The sequence below is a fragment of the Thermoflexus sp. genome, assembly GCF_040289485.1.
Classification (GTDB): Bacteria; Chloroflexota; Anaerolineae; order Thermoflexales; family Thermoflexaceae; genus Thermoflexus.
Window position 1 is genome coordinate 52,603 of the sequence record NZ_PSLG01000003.1, and the last position, 17,437, is coordinate 70,039.

The following is a 17,437-nucleotide window of genomic DNA, read 5'->3' on the forward strand; positions in this document are numbered from 1 at the left end:
GCGTTCGAGCGGGGTCTTTCCCTCAGCTGTCCCGCAGATAGCGCAATTCGTAGGCCGCCCGCTCCAGTTCCTCGCGGAAATCCGGGTGGGCGATCTCGATCAAGGCGCGGGCCCGCTGACGGATGGTCTTGCCGTAGAGGTCGGCTACTCCCCACTCGGTGACCACAAAGCGCACGTGGTTGCGGGTGGTGGTCACCCCGGCCCCAGGCTTGAGCATGGGCACGATGCGGCTGATCACCGTCCCGTCGCGCAGCCGTGTCGTGCTGGGCAGGGCGATGATGGGCAGCCCCCCGCGAGAGCGCGAGGCCCCGTAGATGAAATCCAGTTGTCCCCCCACACCGCTGTAGAAGAGGTGCCCAATGCTGTCGGCACACACCTGGCCGGTCAGGTCCACCTCGATGGCCGAGTTGATGGCCACCATCCGCTCGTTCTGGGCGATGACGAACGGATCGTTGACGTAATCCGTCGGGTGGAGCTCGATGATGGGGTTGTTGTGGACGAACTCGTAGAGCCGGCGGGTGCCCAGCATGAAGCCGGCCACGATCTTCCCAGGGTGCAGCGTCTTGCGCTCCCCGGTGATGACCCCCTTCTCCACCAGCTCGATGATGCCGTCGGAGAAGAGCTCGGTGTGGACCCCCAGGTCCTTGTGGTTGGTCAGGGCCCGCAGGACGGCATCGGGGATGGCCCCGATGCCGGTCTGCAGGGTGGCGCCGTCGGGGATCATGGCGGCGATGTGCTCGGCGATCCGCCGGGCGACCTCGGACTGTTCGGCCATGTGCACTTCGGGGAGGGGGTAGGAGACCGGGACGATGGCGGTGAGCCGGGAGATGTGGATGAAGCTGTCCCCCAGGGTCCGGGGCATGTGCTCGTTGACCTCGGCGATGACCACGCGGGCGGCCTGGGCGGCCGGCTTGGTGATCCCCACCTCCACACCGAAGGAGCAGAAGCCGTGCTCGTCGGGCGGGGAGACCTGGATCAGGGCGGCGTCCAGGGGCAGCCGACCGCTTTTGAAAAGCCCCGGGATCTCCGAGAGGAAACACGGGGTGAAATCCGCCCGGCCCTCCTGGACCGCGCGGCGGACGTTGTCGCTGATAAAGAGGGTGTTCACCCGGATGTGCCGCTCCATCCCGGGGGCCACGTAGTCCGCGGGGCCGACAGTCAGCACCTGCACGATCTCGACGTTCTCGACGTGGGGGGCGTGCTCCACCAGGGCGGCCAGCAACCGCTGGGGCACCCCGCAGTTCCCCGAGAGGAAGACCCGCATCCCCGAGCGGATGTAGCGCCGGATGGCCTCATCGGCGGTCATCAGTTTCTCCCGATAGCTCTCCATCCACGACATGCGGGGCCTCCTCGGGCAGGATGGTCAGCGGCGCAGGGCGGCTTCGGCCTCCAGGACCCGAGCCAGTTCGGGATGCACTACCTGCCCCTCCCGGGTGTTGACGCCCCGGGCCAGGGCCGGATCGCGCGCCAGGGCCCCTTCCAGCCCCCAGCGAGCGATCTCCTCCAGGAAGGGCCAGAGGGCATTGGTCAGGGCGTGGGTCGCCGTCCGCCCCAGCACGCCGGTCATGTTCGGGACGCTGTAATGGATCACCCCCTCCTCGACGAAGGTGGGATCCCGATGGGTGGTGGGGCGGCTGGTCTCCACGCACCCGCCCTGGTCGATAGAGATGTCCATGATGAGGGCCCGCGGCTTCATGGTGCGGACCATCTCGCGGGTGACCAGGATGGGGGCGCGGGCGCCGGGGACCAGCACGGCGCCGATGAGCACGTCGGCGAAGCGCACCACCTTCCGCAGGTTATACGGGTGGGAGATCATCGTGACCACCTGGCGTCCGCACAGTTCCTCCAGCCGCTGAAGTCGGCGGATGTCTTTGTCAAGGACGTAGACGCTGGCGCCCATCCCGGCGAAGGCCCGCGCCGCGTTGGCGCCCACCACCCCGGCCCCCAGGATCACCACTTCGGCCGGGGGGACCCCGGGGGCGCCCCCCAGGAGGATCCCCTTGCCGCCCCGGTCGTTCTGCAGCAGGGTGGCGGCCACGTGGGCCGCCATCCGCCCGGCGATGGTGCTGATGGGCGCCAGGATGGGGAGGCTCCCGTCCTCCGCCTGCACCGTCTCGTAGGCGATAGCGGTGATCCGCCGTCGGAGGAGGAGGTCGATCTTGTCCCGGCGGGCGGCGGCCAGGTGGAGGAAGCCCATGAGGGCCTGCCCCTCCCGGAGCCATTCAAACTCCTCGGCCGTGGGCCGGGCCACCTTGACCACCAGGTCGGCCCGTCCGTAGACCTCGGGGCCCGAATACACGATCTGGGCGCCGGCGTGCCGGTAATCCTCGTCGGTGAAACCGGCCCCGAGGCCGGCGCCGCTTTCCACCCACACGGTGTGGCCGGCCTGGACGAGCATCTCGACCCCCGCCGGGGTCAGGCTCACCCGATATTCCTCCGGACGCCGCTCCTTGGGGATCCCGATGTGCATGCCATCCTCCCCGATCCAGGATGCACGGCCCAGCCGTCTCGCCTTCGAGTGTATCATCGCTGCGGGGGACGGGCGGGGGATCGGTCCATCGTCCAGACGCAAAAGGGCACAGGGCCGCAGCCCCCCGACCCGCGCCCTCCGCCGCCCCATGTCCGGCCGGCCAAGCGATCCGATCCCGATCCTCGAGGGGAAAGCCACGGCCGCGCGGTTCTCCCGGCGCCGGATCTGAACCCAATCGGCGTAGGGAGGCGCGAAGCGGCCCTGGGCCCGCAGGGATTCTGTGACCGGACGCTGGTGGCGGGGCCGACCATTCAGCTGCCAGACGCCGTCCTCCACCTCGAAGAGGGGTCCGTAGCCGGTCTCGACGGCCAGGCGGGTGACCTCGGCCGCGCGCTGAGGTATCATGAAGGCGCCACGGCGAAGGAGAGGGGAGGAGAGTTCCCCGCGCGGCCCCGAGGTCGGCCGGGCGCCATCCGGCCGGAGCCCGCCGGTGCGGTGTTCCCGGGCCTGGAGCAGGAGGGGCGAATGCCCTTCGAGCAGATCCTGATCCCGGTGGAAGAGGTAGAGCGGGCGGCGTCGTTGTTGCCGTTGGCCCGCGCCTTGCTTCCCCCGTCCGGAGGCGAGATCACCCTGCTGGGCCTCGTGCCCTTCCCTCCGGAGCGCTCCCTGAGCCACGGGGCGGCGGCCGCCCGGGCCCTCCGGCAACAGCTGATGGCCCTGGCCGGTGCCCATCCGGAACTCCCCCTCCGGGTGCGGCCGCGCATCCGGGTGACCTACCAGCCATGGGAGGAGGTGTTGCATTTTCTGCAGACCAACCGGGTCTCCCTGCTCCTCCTCCCCTGGGACGGCGATCCCGATGGCCGGCTCCTGGGGGTCCCCTTGGCCCAGGTGCTTCAGGAAGCCCCGTGCGATCTCCTCCTGGTGCGGGGGGCGCTGGGGCCGGATTGCCGGCGGATCCTGCTGCCGGTGCGGGGCGGCCCGTATACCCAACTGGCCCTGGAGGTTGCCCTGGCGCTGGCGGAGGCATGGGACGGGCGGGTCACCTTGCTCCACGCAGCCTCGGAGGCCCGACAGGTGGCGGCCGCCTTTCGGCCGCTGGCCCGCCAGTTCCCCCGCATCGCCCGCCAGATGGTGGTCCATGGGGAGGTCGCCGCGGCGGTGCTCCAGGAGCTCCAGGGCCACGACGGGGCTGTCTTGGGGGCCTCCGCCCGGCCGCGGGCGGAGGGGCCGCAACCGTTGGGGCCGCTGGCCCGCGCCGTGGTTCAGGGGACCCAGAAGCCGATCCTCCTGGTGAAGGCGGCCCGGGCCTTCCTGCCCGGCCAGCCCCGGCCCCGAGGGGCGCCTGCCCAGCTCCCCATCTCGGTCCTGGTGGACAAATGGTTCGCCGAGAACACCTTCGACGCGGAGGAGTTCAGCGACCTGGAGGCCCTGGTGGCCCTGAAGCGGGCCCAAGGGGTGACCATCAGCCTGGGTCTGCCGACCCTGAACGAGGAGGCCACCATCGGCCCCATCCTGGCCATCGCCCGGGAGGTCCTCATGGAGCGCTATCCGCTCCTGGACGAGATCGTGGTCATCGACAGCGCCTCCACCGATCGCACCCGTGAGATCGCCCGGGCGATGGGGGTTCCTGTCTACATCCACCAAGAGGTGCTCCCGGAGGCCGGTGCCTATCGGGGCAAAGGCGAGGCCCTCTGGAAAAGCCTATATATCCTCCGGGGGGACCTGATCGTCTGGACGGACACCGATATCACCAACTACCATCCCCGATTCATCTACGGGCTGGTGGGGCCGTTGTTGCGCTCCCCACGCATCGGGCTGGTGAAGGGGTTCTACCGACGGCCCATCCGGGTGGGGGAGCGGCTCCAAGCCGGCGGCGGGGGACGGGTGACGGAACTGGTGGCCCGCCCGCTGATCAACCTGTTCTTCCCCGAGCTCTCCGGCCTGATCCAGCCCCTCTCCGGCGAATACGCCGGCCGCCGGGAGGTCCTGGAGCAGTTGCCTTTCTTCACCGGCTACGGGGTGGAGATCGGTCTGCTCATCGACATCCTGGAGCGGTTCGGCCTGTGGTCTATCGCCCAGGTAGATCTCCAGGAGCGGATCCATCGCAACCAGGATTTGGAGGCCCTCTCCAAGATGGCCTTCGCCATCATCCAGGTCGTCATCCGGCGGTTGGAAGATCGCCACAAGATCCGGCTCCTGGAGGAGGTGAACCGCTCCATGAAACTGATCCGCCACGAGCCGGGCCGTTACTACTTGGAAGTGGAGGAGATCGGCGACGCCGAGCGCCCCCCCATGATCACCCTGCCGGCCTATCGGGAGAAATTCCGCCGGCGGGAGGCGGTGGGGGCGCCCGGCTGAGGTGCCCTGTTCCGATCAGCGCCGCGACGGGGGGCGACGGCTCACGCCAGTTCCTCGAAAAGCGGCGAGAGGTCCCGGCGGTAGATCGGCTCCAGATCGGCCAGCCGCTGGCCCCAGTGGGGGAGCCGGGCGGCCAGTTCGTCCTCCAGCGTCGGCCGCTCCACCTGGTAGAAGATGCCGATGGGGATGCGCTCGCCGTTCTCGTAGGCCTTGGCCAGGGCCTGCGCCTTCTTGGTGATGATCTCCTGCTCGTCCGCCGGGTTGTGCACCACGGGGTCGTAGCCGGTCTCCTCGAGCTTGTAAACCCGGGCGTTGTAATACTCCCGGGTGTAGAGGTTGTTGTAGGTCGGGCAGGGCTGCAGGACGTCGATCAACGCCGTGCCCCGGTGCCGGATGGCGGCCACGATGAGGTCCCGCAGGTGCCGCACGTCATAGGCGTATCCGCGGGCGATGAAGGTGTAGCCCGCCCCCAGGGCCACCGCGATGGGGTTGAGGGCCTCCATCAAGTTGGGCTCGGGCAGGGATTTGGTCTGGGCGCCCTTCGGCAGGGTGGGGGAGGCCTGCCCCTTCGTCAGGCCGTAGACCCCGTTGTTGTAAACGATGTAGGTGAGGTCCACGTTGCGTCGCCCGGCGGCCAGGAAATACCCGGCCCCGATCCCATAGCCGTCGCCGTCCCCGCCCACGGCGATCACGGTCATCTCCGGGTTGGCCAGTTTGAAGCCCGTGGCCACCGGCAACACCCGCCCGTGGAGGGTGTGGATCCCGTAGGTTCCGATGTAATGGGGGGTCTTCCCGGAGCAGCCGATGCCGGAGAACACCGCCACCCGGTGGGGTGGGAGCTGCAGGGCGGCCAGCGCCTGGTGGATCGCGTTCAGGATCCCGAAATCTCCGCAGCCGGGGCACCAGTCGATCCAGACCTCGGTCTTATAATCCTTCACCGCGTAGGCCATGGGATCACCTCCCGGGCTTCGCTGGAGATCATCACGATGCGCTCCTCGTCGCTGTTCAGCGCCCGGCGCACCCCCTCCAGGATCTCGTTGACCGTGAAGGGACGGCCGTCGTATTTGAGCACCTTCTGGGGGATCCGGAAGCCGGTCTGCTCCCGGATCAGATCCCCCAACTGGCCGGAGTAATTGTTCTCGATGAGGATGGCCCGGCGGGCCCGCCGCAGGATGGCGGCCACCGGCTCGGCGGGGAAGGGGCGCATCATTCGGATCTGCAGGAAGTTGAAGGTGAGCCCGTTGAAGGCGGAGAGCTCCTCCAGGGCGTCCAGGATGGCCCCCTTGGTGCTCCCCCAGCCGACCAGGGTGACATGGGCCTCGGCGGGGCCGTGGAGGGTGAACTTCTTGCTGTCCGGGATCTCCCGGGCGGCCTGCTCCAGTTTGCGCATCCGCTTGTCCATCTGCTCCACGCGATGGATCACCCCCTCGGAGATGTGCCCCTTGGGGTTGTGCTCATCGGTGGTGGTCCAGAAGATCACCCCTTCGGTGCCCGGGATGACCCATGGCGAGATGCCGCTCTCCGTGACGGCGTGGCGCAGGTAGCCGTCCGGGCGGCCTTCCGGCCGATGCTGGACGCCGCGGTCGATGGTCAGGCCCCGGGTGTCGAAGCGGGGCACCGTGATGTAGCTGCTGGCCAGGTATTTGTCCACCAGGACGATCACCGGCATCTGGTATCGGTCGGCCCAGTTGAAAGCCTCGAAGCTGTCGTAGAAGGCCTCCACCACGTCGCCGGGGGCGATGACGATGTGGGGGAACTCCCCGTGGGCCGGGTGCAGGGCGAAACCTAGGTCCGCCTGTTCCGTGCGGGTGGGGAGGCCGGTGCTGGGGCCCCCGCGCTGATACAGGAAGACCACCAGGCCGGGGGCCTCGGTGATGGCTGCGAACCCGATGCCCTCGGGCATCAGGGCGAAGCCCGGACCCGCGGTGGAGGTCGCGGCCCGGGCGCCGGCATGGGCGGCGCCCACCGCCATGTTGATGGCCGAGATCTCGTCCTCCGTCTGGATCACCACGACGTTGTATTTGCCCTGGACGGCCTCCAGGTAGGTGCTCTCATCGGTGGCCGGGCTGATGGGGTAGTAGGTCTGGACGCCCAGGCCGGCCTGGAGTTTCCCCAGGGCCACCGCCTGCACGCCGCGGATGAGGATCTGATCCGGCCGGCGCTCCCGCCTCCGGATCTTCCAGGGGAAGTCGTTGCCGAAGGTCTCGTGGACGTAAGCGTAGGTCACCCGCAGGGCCTCGATGTTCATGTCCGCCACTCGCGCCCGGCGGCCCTTGAACTGCTCCCGGATCACCCCGGCCACCTCTTCGAGGTCGTAATCCAGGATCGCCAGGGTGGCCCCCAGGGCCACCGTGTTGCGCATGATATCGTACTGGCGGTACTCCGCCGCTTTGCCGAAGGGCTCCAGGGCCCTCCGGATCATATCGAAATAGGGGATCGGATACAGGCGCACGTCGTCGCGGCCGATGCGCCCCCGGATGTCCCCCAGGTCCGCGTCGTAGATGATCCCGCCGCCCGGGACGACCTCATGGACGTGGCCGCGGTGGGTGGGGAACTCCGGGTTGTGGTGGTGGTCGCCGAAGAGGGTCTCCTCGTCGAGGGCAGCCAGGAGGTGGACCTCGTCGACCGGCGCGTGGACGGGCTCCTCGGACACGCGGACGCGATAATAACTGTGCTTGCCCATGATGTTGGAATGGTATTCGATATTGGCGAAGACGTAGAGGCCGCCGCGGCTGAAGGCCTTGGCCAGGGTCTCAGCGGCGACGTTGATCCCGCTGCCCTGGGGCCCGCCGATCATCCACGAGACAAACCGTTTGGGCATGGCCACGCCTCCCTACCTCAGGTGCCTGCCTCCCCCACGCGCCGGCAGAGAAGGCTTTTCAAAAGTATAATCGCACCGCTCCTGCTTGTAAAATTTAGAACAGACGGCGGCCCCTTTCTCCCATTTGGGGGATCATCCCCCGCTTGGGGGTGTTGCCTCGGTTTCCGTCACCCCCCGCCCGCGGACCAGCAGGGTCCACTGGCCCTTCTGCACGATCTCGCCGCGCTGGTTGCGCACCTGCACGTTGAAGACAACGAACCCGGAGCGCCCATCGGGGGCGGGCCGTTTCTGGGCCACCTCGATCTCCGCGTGGATCGTGTCGCCGATCCGGATGGGCGCCCGGAACCGCCACTCCAGCCCGGTGAAGGCCTCGACGGTCTCCTCCAGGAAGCCTAGGCGGGCGGCCAGGCCCGAGGCGATGGAGAGGCCCAACAGGCCATGGGCGATCCGCTCCCCGAAGAGCGTCCCCCGGGCGTATTCCGCATCGGTGTGCAGCGGCGTGTAATCCCCCGACAGGCCGGCGAACAACACGATGTCCGCCTCGGTGACGGTGCGGCCGGGCGTGCGGACCCGCCAGCCGACCTCCAGGTCCTCAAACCACATCCCGCGACGGAGGGTCTCCTGTGCTGCCATCGTGGATGCCTCCTCCAGGTTAGGAAAGGTGCCGATCCGGGACGACGGTCGGATGGACTGAAGTATAATCGGCTCGGGGGAGCGCCTCAACGAGGCCGCGGTCGGGCCCGGCGCACCCATCGCCATCGTTTCCCCGAGGAGGCCGATCGGTGTGGGTGGAGGCGGAGATCCGCGAGCAGCCGGAACGGGCGGCCCTCTTGATCCGGGAGGGCTGGGAGGAGGCGCGGCGGATCGTCGCGGCCGCGCGGCGCTTCGACCCGGCGCTGGTGATGCTGGCCGCTCGGGGGAGTTCCGACAACGCCGCCCGCTACGGGCAGTATCTCCTGAGCGTCTTCACTGGGCTGCCGGCCGCCCTGGCCACGCCCTCCCTCTTCACCTTCTACCGGCGGCCGCCGCGGCTGCACCGGGCGTGGGTGATCGGGATCTCCCAGTCCGGCCGCTCCCCCGACATCGTGGAGGTGATCCGGGAGGCCCGGCGCCAGGGCGGATGGACCCTGGCCATCACCAACGACCCGGGCTCCCCCCTCGCGACGGCCGCCCACGCGGTGCTCCCCCTCCGGGCCGGTGAGGAACGGGCGGTGGCCGCCACCAAGACGTATACCGCCCAGTTGATCGCCCTGGCCATGCTGGCCGTGGCCTGGACGGAGGACCCGGCGTTGCGGGAGCAGCTCCAAAGCCTTCCGGAGGCCATGCGCCAGGCGCTGGACACCGAGGCGATGGCCCGGGAGGCTGCTGCCTGCTGGTGGCGGGCGGCCCACGGCGTGGTCATCGGGCGGGGTTTCCATTACGCCACCGCCTTCGAGGTCGCCCTCAAACTGAAGGAATTGACCTACGTGGTGGCGGAGCCGTATTCGTCGGCGGATTTCCTCCACGGCCCCATCGCCCTGGTCGAGCCGGGCTTCCCGGTCTTCCTGATCGCCGCCGGCCCCACCTTCCGCGAGGAGATGGAAGGCCTGGCCCGCGCGCTTCGCGAGCGCGAAGCGCACCTGACCGTGTGCAGCGACGACCCCGGCTTGCTGGACCGGGGCCAGGTCCGCATCCCCCTGCCCCCGGTCCCGGAATGGCTTTCCCCGGCGGTGGCGGTCATCCCAGGCCAATGGTTCGCGGTCGCCCTCGCCCGCCGGAGGGGCCTGGACCCCGATCGGCCCCGGGGCCTGCAGAAGGTGACGGAGACCCGCTGATCCCGCCCAGAGGGGAGCGCCGCCCGATGAGCGAATGGGAACTCATGCCGTCCGCCCCCCTGGTGTATCTGACCGTCTCCCAGTTGGCGGCCCACCTGAAGGAGGTGGTGGAGAGCCGCCTCGCGTGGGAGGACCTATGGGTGGAGGGAGAGGTGAGCGATCTGCGGGCCACGGCCCCCGGCCACATCTTTTTTTCCCTGAAAGAGGGACGGGCCCAGATCACCTGTGTGGTCTGGAAGGCCCACGCCGCCCGCATGCCCCGGCTCCCCGCCAACGGGCAGTCCATCTTGGTGCACGGGCGGGTGGGCTTTTATGAGGAACGCGGGGACTGCCGGCTTTACGTGGATCGCTGGCTTCCCCTGGGCCTGGGGCAGCGTTTCCTCACCCTGGAGGCCTTGAAGCGGCAGCTGGAGGCCGAGGGGCTGTTCGACCCCGCCCGCAAGCGCCCGCTCCCTCCCTTCCCCAAACGGATCGGCGTCGTGACCTCGCCGGCCGGCGCTGCCCTGCGGGACATCCTGAACGTCCTGCGCCGGCGGTGGCCCCTGGCTGAGGTGATCCTCTCCCCCACGGCCGTGCAGGGAGAGGATGCCCCTCCGTCCATCGTCGCGGCCCTGGAGGCCCTCTACCGGCTGAAGGATCTCGATCTGATCCTCATCGCCCGGGGCGGCGGCTCTCACGAGGAACTCTGGGCCTTCAACGACGAGCGGGTGGTCCGCACGGTGGCCGCCTCCCCCGTCCCCGTGGTCTCCGGGGTCGGCCACGCCATCGACCTCACCCTCACCGACGCCGCCGCCGACCTCCACGCCCCAACCCCTTCGGCGGCGGCGGAGCGTTCCACCCCGGACCGGGAGGCCCTCGCCGCCCACCTCCTCCAGTGGCGGGACCGCCTGGACCAGGCGATGCGCCACCGACTGGAGGCCGCGGCCCAGGCCCTTCAGGTGTGGCGCGCCCGCCTGCAGGCCCACACCCCGGAACGCCAGTTGGACGCCCGGGCGCAGCGGCTGGGCCTTCTCCGCGTGCGGCTCCGGGCCGCCGCCGGGCAACAACTGAGCGGGGCCGAGGGCCGGCTGGAACGGGCCCGCCTCCGCTTGGAGGCCCTGAACCCCCGGGCGGTCCTGGCCCGCGGCTATGTCCTCGTGCGCCGGTGGGACGGACGCCTGGTCTCGCGCGCCGATCAGGTCCAGGCCGGCGAACGGCTGGTGCTCCAGTGGCACGACGGGGTGGTCTCGGTGCGGGTGGAAGGGGGGCCGGGATGATCGAAACGTGGATGCGGCTGGGCCCCCACGTCCAGGAGGCCCTGGCGGCGCGGCGGCCCGTGGTGGCCCTGGAGACCGTGGTGGTGGCCTTCGGCCTCCCCCGGCCGGCGAACCTGGAGGTGGCCCTGGAGATGGAGGCGGCGGTGCGGGAGGCCGGCGCGATCCCCGCCACCATCGGGATCCTGGAGGGGCAGGTGGTGATCGGGTTGCGCCCCTCGGAGATCGCGCGCTTCGCGGAGGGGAAGGAGATCCTCAAGGTCAGCCGTCGGGATCTCGCTATCGCCCTGGCCCAGCGACGGATGGGCGCCACCACGGTGGCGGCCACCGTCTGGGCGGCGGCCCGGGCCGGGATCCCGGTGGTGGCAACCGGGGGCATCGGCGGGGTGCACCGGGGGATGCCCTTCGACGTCTCCAACGATCTGCCGACCCTGGCCGCCGAGCCGGTGGTGGTGGTGTGCTCCGGGGCGAAGGCGATCCTGGACCTGCGGGCGACCCGGGAGTGGTTGGAGACCCACGGCGTCCCCATCCTGGGGTGGGGGACGGCGGACCTCCCGGCGTTCTACAGCCCCTCCAGCGGGCTCCCGGTGGACGCCCGGGTGGATTCGGCGGCGGAAGCGGCGGCCATCGCCCGGATCCACTGGGCCCTGGGGGGGAAGGGGCTCCTCGTGGCCGTCCCCCCGCCCCCTGCATGGGCGGTGCCGGCCGATCGGCTGGAGCAGGTCATTCACGAAGCGCTGGCGGAGGCCGCGGCCTCCGGCCTGCAGGGGCGGGAGGTCACCCCCTTCCTGCTGCGGCGGATCGCTGAGCGCACCGAGGGGGAGACGGTGGCCGTCAACCGGGCCCTCCTGGTGGAGAACGCACGGGTCGCCGCCCAGATCGCCCGTGCCCTGGCGGCGTCCCCTTGACGGGAACGGAAACCGGGAAGGAGGAGAGGATGGCCACCGCGTATCTGTTCGAACCGTATGCGGACCGCTACGACGCGTGGTATGAGGGCCCCGTCGGGCGCGGAGCCTACCGATCGGAGGTGCGGGCCCTGGCCCCGCTGATGGCCAGGTGTCCCCGGCCGTGGCTGGAGGTGGGCGTGGGCTCCGGGCGGTTCGCTCAGGCGTTGGGCGTGCCCTTCGGGGTGGATCCGGCCCATGCCCCACTGCGCCGGGCGGCACAACGGGGGATCCTCGGGGTCCAAGCGGTCGGGGAGCGCCTGCCCTTCCGGGAGGGGGCTTTCGGTGGGGTGCTGGTGGTGGTCACCCTCTGCTTCGTCGAGGACCCCCTGGCGCTCCTGCGGGAGGCCCAGCGGGTCCTGCGCCCGGGCGGCGGCCTGGTGCTGGGCCTCATCCTGGCGGAGAGCCCGTGGGCGGCCCATTATCAGGAGAAGGCCCGCCAGGGCCATCCGTTCTACGCGGCGGCCTGCTTCTACCGCCGGGGCCAGGTGGAGGAGTGGCTCCACCGGGCCGGCTTCGCCCTCGAGGCCTGGACGGCCACCCTCTTTCAATCCCCGGATCGCTCAGAGATCCGGGAGGAGGAGCCCCGGTGGGGGTTTCATCGGGAGGCAGGCTTCGTCGGGATCCTGGCGCGCAAGCCCGAGGGGCCGGAGGACGGCCGGTGATGGAAAAGCCTCCCGCCACAGCCGTGGAAGCCTCCGCGTGCGGCAAGGTCATCCTGCTGGGGGAGCACGCCGTCGTCTACGGGCGGCCGGCCCTGGCCGTGCCGGTCTGCGGCCTGCGGGCCTGGGTGCGGGCGGAGCCGGGGCCGCCGGGGAGCGGTTGCTGGATCGAAGCCCGGGACCTGGGGGAGATCCTGCGGCTGACGACCGCCCCCGCTGATTCCCCACTGGCGCGGGCGGTCCGCCTGGCGCTGGCGCACCTGGACGTTCCGGAGCCGGACCTCCGGCTGGTCCTTTGGTCGGCGCTCCCGATCGCCGGCGGGCTGGGGAGCGGGGCGGCCGTGGCCACCGCCCTCATCCGGGCGGTCTTCCGATGGTTCGGACGGCCGACGGACCCTGCGGTGATCGCCGCGCTGGTGTACGAGGTGGAGAAACTCCACCACGGCACGCCGAGCGGGATCGACAACACGGTGATCGCTTATGAACGGCCCCTCCGGTTCGTTCGCGGCCAGGCCCCGGTCTTCTTCACCATCGCCCGCCCGCTCCCCCTGCTGATCGCCGATTCGGGGATCCCTAGCCCCACCCGGGAGACCGTGGCAGCCGTCCGGGCCGGCTGGGCAGCGGAACCCGCCCGCTATGAGACCCTGTTCGACGCCATCGCCGCCCTGGTCTGGGAGGCCGAGGCCCGGCTCGCCATCGGGGACCTGGAGGGGCTGGGCGGGCTGCTGGACGTGAACCATCGGTTGCTGGTCGAGCTGGGGGTGTCGGCGCCGGCGCTGGACCGCCTGGTCGTCGCGGCGCGCCAGGCGGGGGCGCTGGGGGCCAAGTTGACCGGGGGTGGGCGGGGCGGGAACATCATCGCCCTGGTGCCCCCTGAGCGGATGGAAGCGGTGGCCCAAGCCCTGCGGGCGGCAGGGGCGCGGGCCATCTACCGGACGGTGGTCCCGCCCACGGCCGCCGCGCCGGGCGGGTGAGATGGAAAGGCGTATCCTTGGGCGAGGGGGGCGTCCCGTTGGCGGCGAAACCAACGCTTCGATCCCCGGCCCGTTACCACGCGCTGCGCGCGCTCCACCGGATCGAGACGCGCGCCGCCTACGCCGATTACGTGCTCCAGGCCATCCGCCGGGAAGCCGACCTTTCCCCCCGCGATCAGGACCTGCTGACCACCTTGGTGGACGGGGTGACCATCTGGCGCAAGACCCTGGACTGGGTGCTGGCGCACGATGTGCGCGGGGGGCTGGCACGCCTGGACCCCTGGGTCCGGAACGCGCTGCGGCTGGGCCTGTATCAATTGATGTTTCTCGATCGGATCCCCCGCTGGGCGGCCGTCCACGAGACCGTCGAGGTGACCCGGGTTGTCGCCGGGGAGGGGGCGGCAGCCCTGGTGAACGCGGTCCTCCGGCGGATCTCCGCCCGCCTGGAGCGGGGGCAGGAGCCGGCCCCTTTCCCCTCGTTGAAAGAGGATCCGGTGGCCCACCTGGCGGTCCGGTATTCCCATCCGGAATGGCTGGTGCGCCGCTGGGTGGCCCGTTATGGGGTGGAGGGGGCGCGGGCCCTCTGCGCCTTCAACAACCGGCCGCGCCCCCTCAGCCTGCGGGTGAACCGGCTGCGGGCGACCCCCGAGGCGGTGCAGCAGGCGCTGGAGGAACAGGGCCGGCGGGCGCGGCCCAGCCCATATCATCCCTATGTGATCCTGGTAGAAGGGGGGATGGACCTGGCGGCCTGGCCCCTTTACCAGGAGGGGAAAGTGATCGCCCAGGACGAGGCGGCGGCCCTGGTGCCTTACCTGATGGACCTGCGGCCGGGCCTGCGGGTGCTGGATCTGTGCGCCGCCCCGGGCGGGAAGACCACCGAGATCGCCGAACTCATGGGGGATCGCGGATGGTTGATCGCTGCCGACCGCCACTTCGGCCGCCTGCGGCGGTTGCGCGAGCACGCCCTGCGCATGGGGTTCACCTGCATCCGGCCGGTCCAGGCGGACGGTCGTCGGCCGTTCCTGCCGCCCTGGGCGGACCGCATCCTGATCGATGCGCCGTGCACGGGGACAGGGGTGCTGGCCCGGCGCAGCGACGCCCGCTGGCATCGGCAGGAGGCGGACCTGGAGGGCCTGACGGCCCTTCAGCGCGCGTTGCTGGAGGCGGCCGCCCGGATGCTCCGGCCCGGGGGACGGCTGATCTACAGCACGTGCTCCCTGGAGCCGGAGGAGAACGAGGAGCAGATCTACGCCTTCCTGCGGAACCACCCGGAGTTCCGCCTGGTCCCCGCCCGCGGGAAGGTCCCCACCCCCTTCGTGGACGCCGAGGGCTTCTACCGGGTCCTCCCCCATGTCCACGCCATGGACGGGGCCTTCGGGGCCATCCTGGAGAAAGCGCCCGAGGCCCTGGCAGATCCACCCCCCGATTTTGAATGAGGAGCGTCATCCCCAAAGGGTGACATTTGTCACTGCGAGGTCCCGGCCGTCTCGGTAAGATAGAAAGTGCAAGCAGCGCCATCGCCGCCCACGCTCCTGGCGTTCGCTTGCCCTGGCCCCTCCTTTCCTGCTGCGGCCCGGCTCGGACCCCAGCCCGAGACCGGGCCGCATGCGTTTTTGGACCTCTGGCGGCTGGTCCGGGCGTTGGATCCCTAGCGGCGGCGAGGGCCGGCGCGATGGGTTCTGGCCCTGACGGGGAAGGGGATTTAGAATGAAAGCGTCAACGCTTTCCCCCGGAGCGGGATCCCAGCGGGAGGTGTCGCATGGCGGGGCGGGCGATCTATCTAGACCATTCGGCCACCACGCCGGTGGATCCGCGGGTGTTGGAGGCCATGTTGCCGTACTTCACCGAGGTCTACGGCAACTCGGCCTCCATCCATCGTTTCGGGCGGGCGGCGGCCAAGGCCCTGGAGGAGAGCCGCCGGGCCGTCGCCGCCATCCTGGGGTGCCACCCCACGGAGATCGTGTTCACCGGCTCGGGGACCGAGAGCGACAACATGGCCCTGCGGGGGGTGGCCTTCGCTCAGCGCCGCGCCGGGCGGGGGAACCATCTCATTGTCTCCTCGGTGGAGCACCACGCCGTCCTGAACACGGCGCGGCAACTGGAGGAGGTCTTCGGCTTCGAGGTGACCTACCTGCCGGTGGACGAACACGGCATGGTGGATCCGGACGCGGTGGGCCGGGCGATCCGCAAGGACACCGTCCTCATCAGCGTGATGTATGCCAACAACGAGGTGGGCACCATCCAGCCCATCGCCGAGATCGCCCGCATCGCCCGGGCCAAGGGTGTCCCCTTCCACACAGATGCGGTGCAGGCGGGCGGCATGCTGGACCTGGATGTGAACCGCCTGGGGGTGGATCTGATGACCCTCTCCGCTCACAAGTTCTACGGGCCGAAGGGGGTCGGCCTGCTCTACATCCGCCAGGGCACCCCCTATCTTTCCCCGCTGACCGGCGGGGGCCATGAGCGGGGCCGGCGGGCTGGCACCGTCAACGTGGCGGGGATCGTGGGGCTGGCGACCGCCCTGCGCCTGGCCCAGGAGGCCCGGGAGAGCGAGAACGCCCGTCTGCGGCGGCTGCGCGACCGGCTGATCCGGGGGATCCTGGAGCGGGTGCCGGACGCCCGCCTGACCGGCCATCCGACGGAGCGGCTGGCGCACCACGCCAGTTTCGTGTTCAAGGGGATCAACGGGGAGGAACTGTTGCTGGCCCTGGATGTGGAGGGGATCGCGGCCAGCACGGGGTCGGCCTGCACCAGCGGCCGGCCGGAGCCCTCGGAGGTCCTCGGGGCCATGGGCTTGCCCCACGAGTGGGCGGTGGGCTCTCTGCGCCTGACCCTGGGCAAGGCCAACACGGGCGAGGACGTCGACGCGGTGCTGGAGATCCTCCCTCGGGCCGTCGCCCGGCTGCGTCAGATGGAGGCGGTGCTCCGGTGATGCGGCGCGGGGGGGTTCCGCTGCGGGGGCGGCCGGCGCTGGTGGTGGAGGGGGTCTCGCCGGCGGGCCGGACGCTCCCATAGGGGAACGATGTCTTTCCGGGCGAAGGGGAGGCCATGACGCGCGTGGTGGTGGCCATGAGCGGCGGTGTCGACAGCAGCGTCGCCGCCGCCCTGCTGGTGGAACAGGGCGTTGAGGTGATCGGCATCATGCTGCGCCTCTGGAGCGAGGGCGGGGAGGCGGGCGCCTCGACCAACCGGTGCTGCACCCTGGAGGACATGGAACTGGCCTACCAGGTGGCCGAGCGCCTGGGCATCCCCTTCTACGTGCTGGACGTCTCGGAGTTCTTCAAGAAGACGGTGGTGGATTTCTTCATTGCCGAATACGTCGCCGGGCGCACCCCGAACCCGTGCCTGCGCTGCAACCGCCTGGTCCGTTTCGACTGGCTGCTCCGCCGCGCCCTGGCCCTGGGGGCCGAGTTCCTGGCCACCGGCCACTACGCCCGCGTCCGCGAGGTCGGGGGGAAGATGCAATTGCTGCGGGGCGTGGACCCCCGGAAGGATCAGTCCTATGTGCTCTCGGTGCTGGGGCAGTGGGAGCTGCGCCACGCCATGTTCCCGGTGGGCGGATACACCAAGGAGGAGGTGCGCGCGCTGGCCCGGCGGTTCGGCCTCCCGGTGGCGGAGAAGCCGGAGAGCCAGGACCTCTGTTTCCTGGCCGATGGGGATTACCGGGCTTTCCTGCGTCGCCATGCCCCGGAGGCGCTGCGCCCGGGGCCGATCCGGGACACGCAGGGTCGCGTCCTGGGGCAGCACCAGGGCCTGGCCTTCTACACCATCGGCCAACGCCGGGGCCTGGGGATCGCTGCGGGGGTTCCCCTGTATGTGGTCGATCTGGATCCGGAGGAGAACGCGGTGATCGTGGGGACGGCGGAGGAACTGGGACGCCGGGCCTGCCTGTTGGAGGGCGTGCACTTCATCAGCGGCGAGGTGCCCCCAAGTCCCTTCCGGGCCACCGTGCGGATCCGCTACCGGGGCCGGGAGGTGCCCGCCACCATCATCCCCCTCCCCGATCGCCGTGCGCGGGTGGTCTTCGACGAGCCCCTGCGGGACATCACCCCGGGCCAGGCGGCCGTGATGTATGACGGCGAGGTCGTCTTGGGGATGGGGCGGATCGCCCGGGCAGAGCGGGAGCCGCTGGCGGTCCCCA

At 70.4% G+C, this 17,437-nt stretch carries 14 protein-coding genes; 9 read left to right on the forward strand and 5 right to left on the reverse strand.

Annotated elements, in window-relative coordinates; translation table 11 throughout:
- Positions 1 to 22: 22 nt before the first annotated feature.
- Together C4313_RS01165 and ald are read right to left on the reverse strand one after the other, a co-directional pair.
- Positions 23 to 1,330 (reverse strand): acetyl-CoA hydrolase/transferase family protein, encoded by a 1,308-nt coding sequence (locus C4313_RS01165; RefSeq protein ID WP_352428060.1) that lies wholly within the window; start codon positions 1,328 to 1,330, stop codon positions 23 to 25.
- Positions 1,331 to 1,363: 33 nt separating this feature from the next.
- Positions 1,364 to 2,470 (reverse strand): alanine dehydrogenase, encoded by a 1,107-nt coding sequence (gene ald / locus C4313_RS01170; protein ID WP_503012434.1) that lies wholly within the window; start codon positions 2,468 to 2,470, stop codon positions 1,364 to 1,366.
- Between the two features lie 525 nt (positions 2,471 to 2,995).
- Between ald and C4313_RS01175 the strand changes: the two genes are divergently transcribed.
- The gene (locus tag C4313_RS01175; protein WP_352428047.1) at positions 2,996 to 4,828 is read left to right on the forward strand and encodes a glucosyl-3-phosphoglycerate synthase; all 1,833 of its coding nucleotides are present in this window, start codon (positions 2,996 to 2,998) and stop codon (positions 4,826 to 4,828) included.
- A 41-nt stretch (positions 4,829 to 4,869) separates the two neighbouring features.
- Here the strand turns inward: C4313_RS01175 and C4313_RS01180 are convergent, their stop codons facing one another.
- From C4313_RS01180 to C4313_RS01190, 3 genes are all read right to left on the reverse strand, one after another.
- A complete protein-coding gene (locus tag C4313_RS01180; RefSeq protein WP_352428048.1) occupies positions 4,870 to 5,778 on the reverse strand; it encodes a thiamine pyrophosphate-dependent enzyme in 909 nt (302 codons plus the stop codon).
- On the reverse strand, positions 5,763 to 7,649 hold the full coding sequence (locus tag C4313_RS01185) for a 2-oxoacid:acceptor oxidoreductase subunit alpha (protein WP_352428049.1): 1,887 nt from the start codon (positions 7,647 to 7,649) through the stop codon (positions 5,763 to 5,765). The genes C4313_RS01180 and C4313_RS01185 overlap by 16 nt, the downstream gene beginning before the upstream one ends.
- A gap of 132 nt (positions 7,650 to 7,781) precedes the next feature.
- Positions 7,782 to 8,282 carry a MaoC/PaaZ C-terminal domain-containing protein gene (locus tag C4313_RS01190; RefSeq protein WP_352428050.1) on the reverse strand — a complete coding sequence of 167 codons (501 nt, stop codon included), beginning with the start codon at positions 8,280 to 8,282 and terminating at the stop codon, positions 7,782 to 7,784.
- A 149-nt stretch (positions 8,283 to 8,431) separates the two neighbouring features.
- Between C4313_RS01190 and C4313_RS01195 the strand changes: the two genes are divergently transcribed.
- The 8 genes from C4313_RS01195 to mnmA form a co-directional block, all read left to right on the forward strand.
- Positions 8,432 to 9,463 carry an SIS domain-containing protein gene (locus C4313_RS01195; RefSeq protein ID WP_352428051.1) on the forward strand — a complete coding sequence of 344 codons (1,032 nt, stop codon included), beginning with the start codon at positions 8,432 to 8,434 and terminating at the stop codon, positions 9,461 to 9,463.
- A gap of 26 nt (positions 9,464 to 9,489) precedes the next feature.
- Positions 9,490 to 10,719 (forward strand): exodeoxyribonuclease VII large subunit, encoded by a 1,230-nt coding sequence (gene xseA, locus C4313_RS01200; protein WP_352428052.1) that lies wholly within the window; start codon positions 9,490 to 9,492, stop codon positions 10,717 to 10,719.
- Entirely contained in the window at positions 10,716 to 11,624 is a 909-nt protein-coding gene (locus C4313_RS01205) for a pseudouridine-5'-phosphate glycosidase (protein WP_352428053.1), read from the forward strand. Before xseA ends, C4313_RS01205 begins: the two co-directional genes overlap by 4 nt.
- A 29-nt stretch (positions 11,625 to 11,653) precedes the next feature.
- Positions 11,654 to 12,325 (forward strand): class I SAM-dependent methyltransferase, encoded by a 672-nt coding sequence (locus C4313_RS01210; RefSeq protein WP_352428054.1) that lies wholly within the window; start codon positions 11,654 to 11,656, stop codon positions 12,323 to 12,325.
- Positions 12,325 to 13,296, forward strand: a complete 972-nt coding sequence (mvk, locus tag C4313_RS01215; protein WP_352428055.1) for a mevalonate kinase — start codon at positions 12,325 to 12,327, stop codon at positions 13,294 to 13,296. Before C4313_RS01210 ends, mvk begins: the two co-directional genes overlap by 1 nt.
- Before the next feature lie 38 nt (positions 13,297 to 13,334).
- Complete coding sequence (gene rsmB / locus C4313_RS01220) at positions 13,335 to 14,732, forward strand: 16S rRNA (cytosine(967)-C(5))-methyltransferase RsmB (RefSeq protein ID WP_352428056.1); 1,398 nt, start codon at positions 13,335 to 13,337, stop codon at positions 14,730 to 14,732.
- A gap of 323 nt (positions 14,733 to 15,055) precedes the next feature.
- On the forward strand, positions 15,056 to 16,228 hold the full coding sequence (locus C4313_RS01225) for a cysteine desulfurase family protein (protein WP_352428057.1): 1,173 nt from the start codon (positions 15,056 to 15,058) through the stop codon (positions 16,226 to 16,228).
- A 116-nt stretch (positions 16,229 to 16,344) separates the two neighbouring features.
- Positions 16,345 to 17,437: tRNA 2-thiouridine(34) synthase MnmA (mnmA, locus tag C4313_RS01230; protein WP_352428058.1), on the forward strand; the 1,093-nt coding region annotated here is incomplete at its 3' end.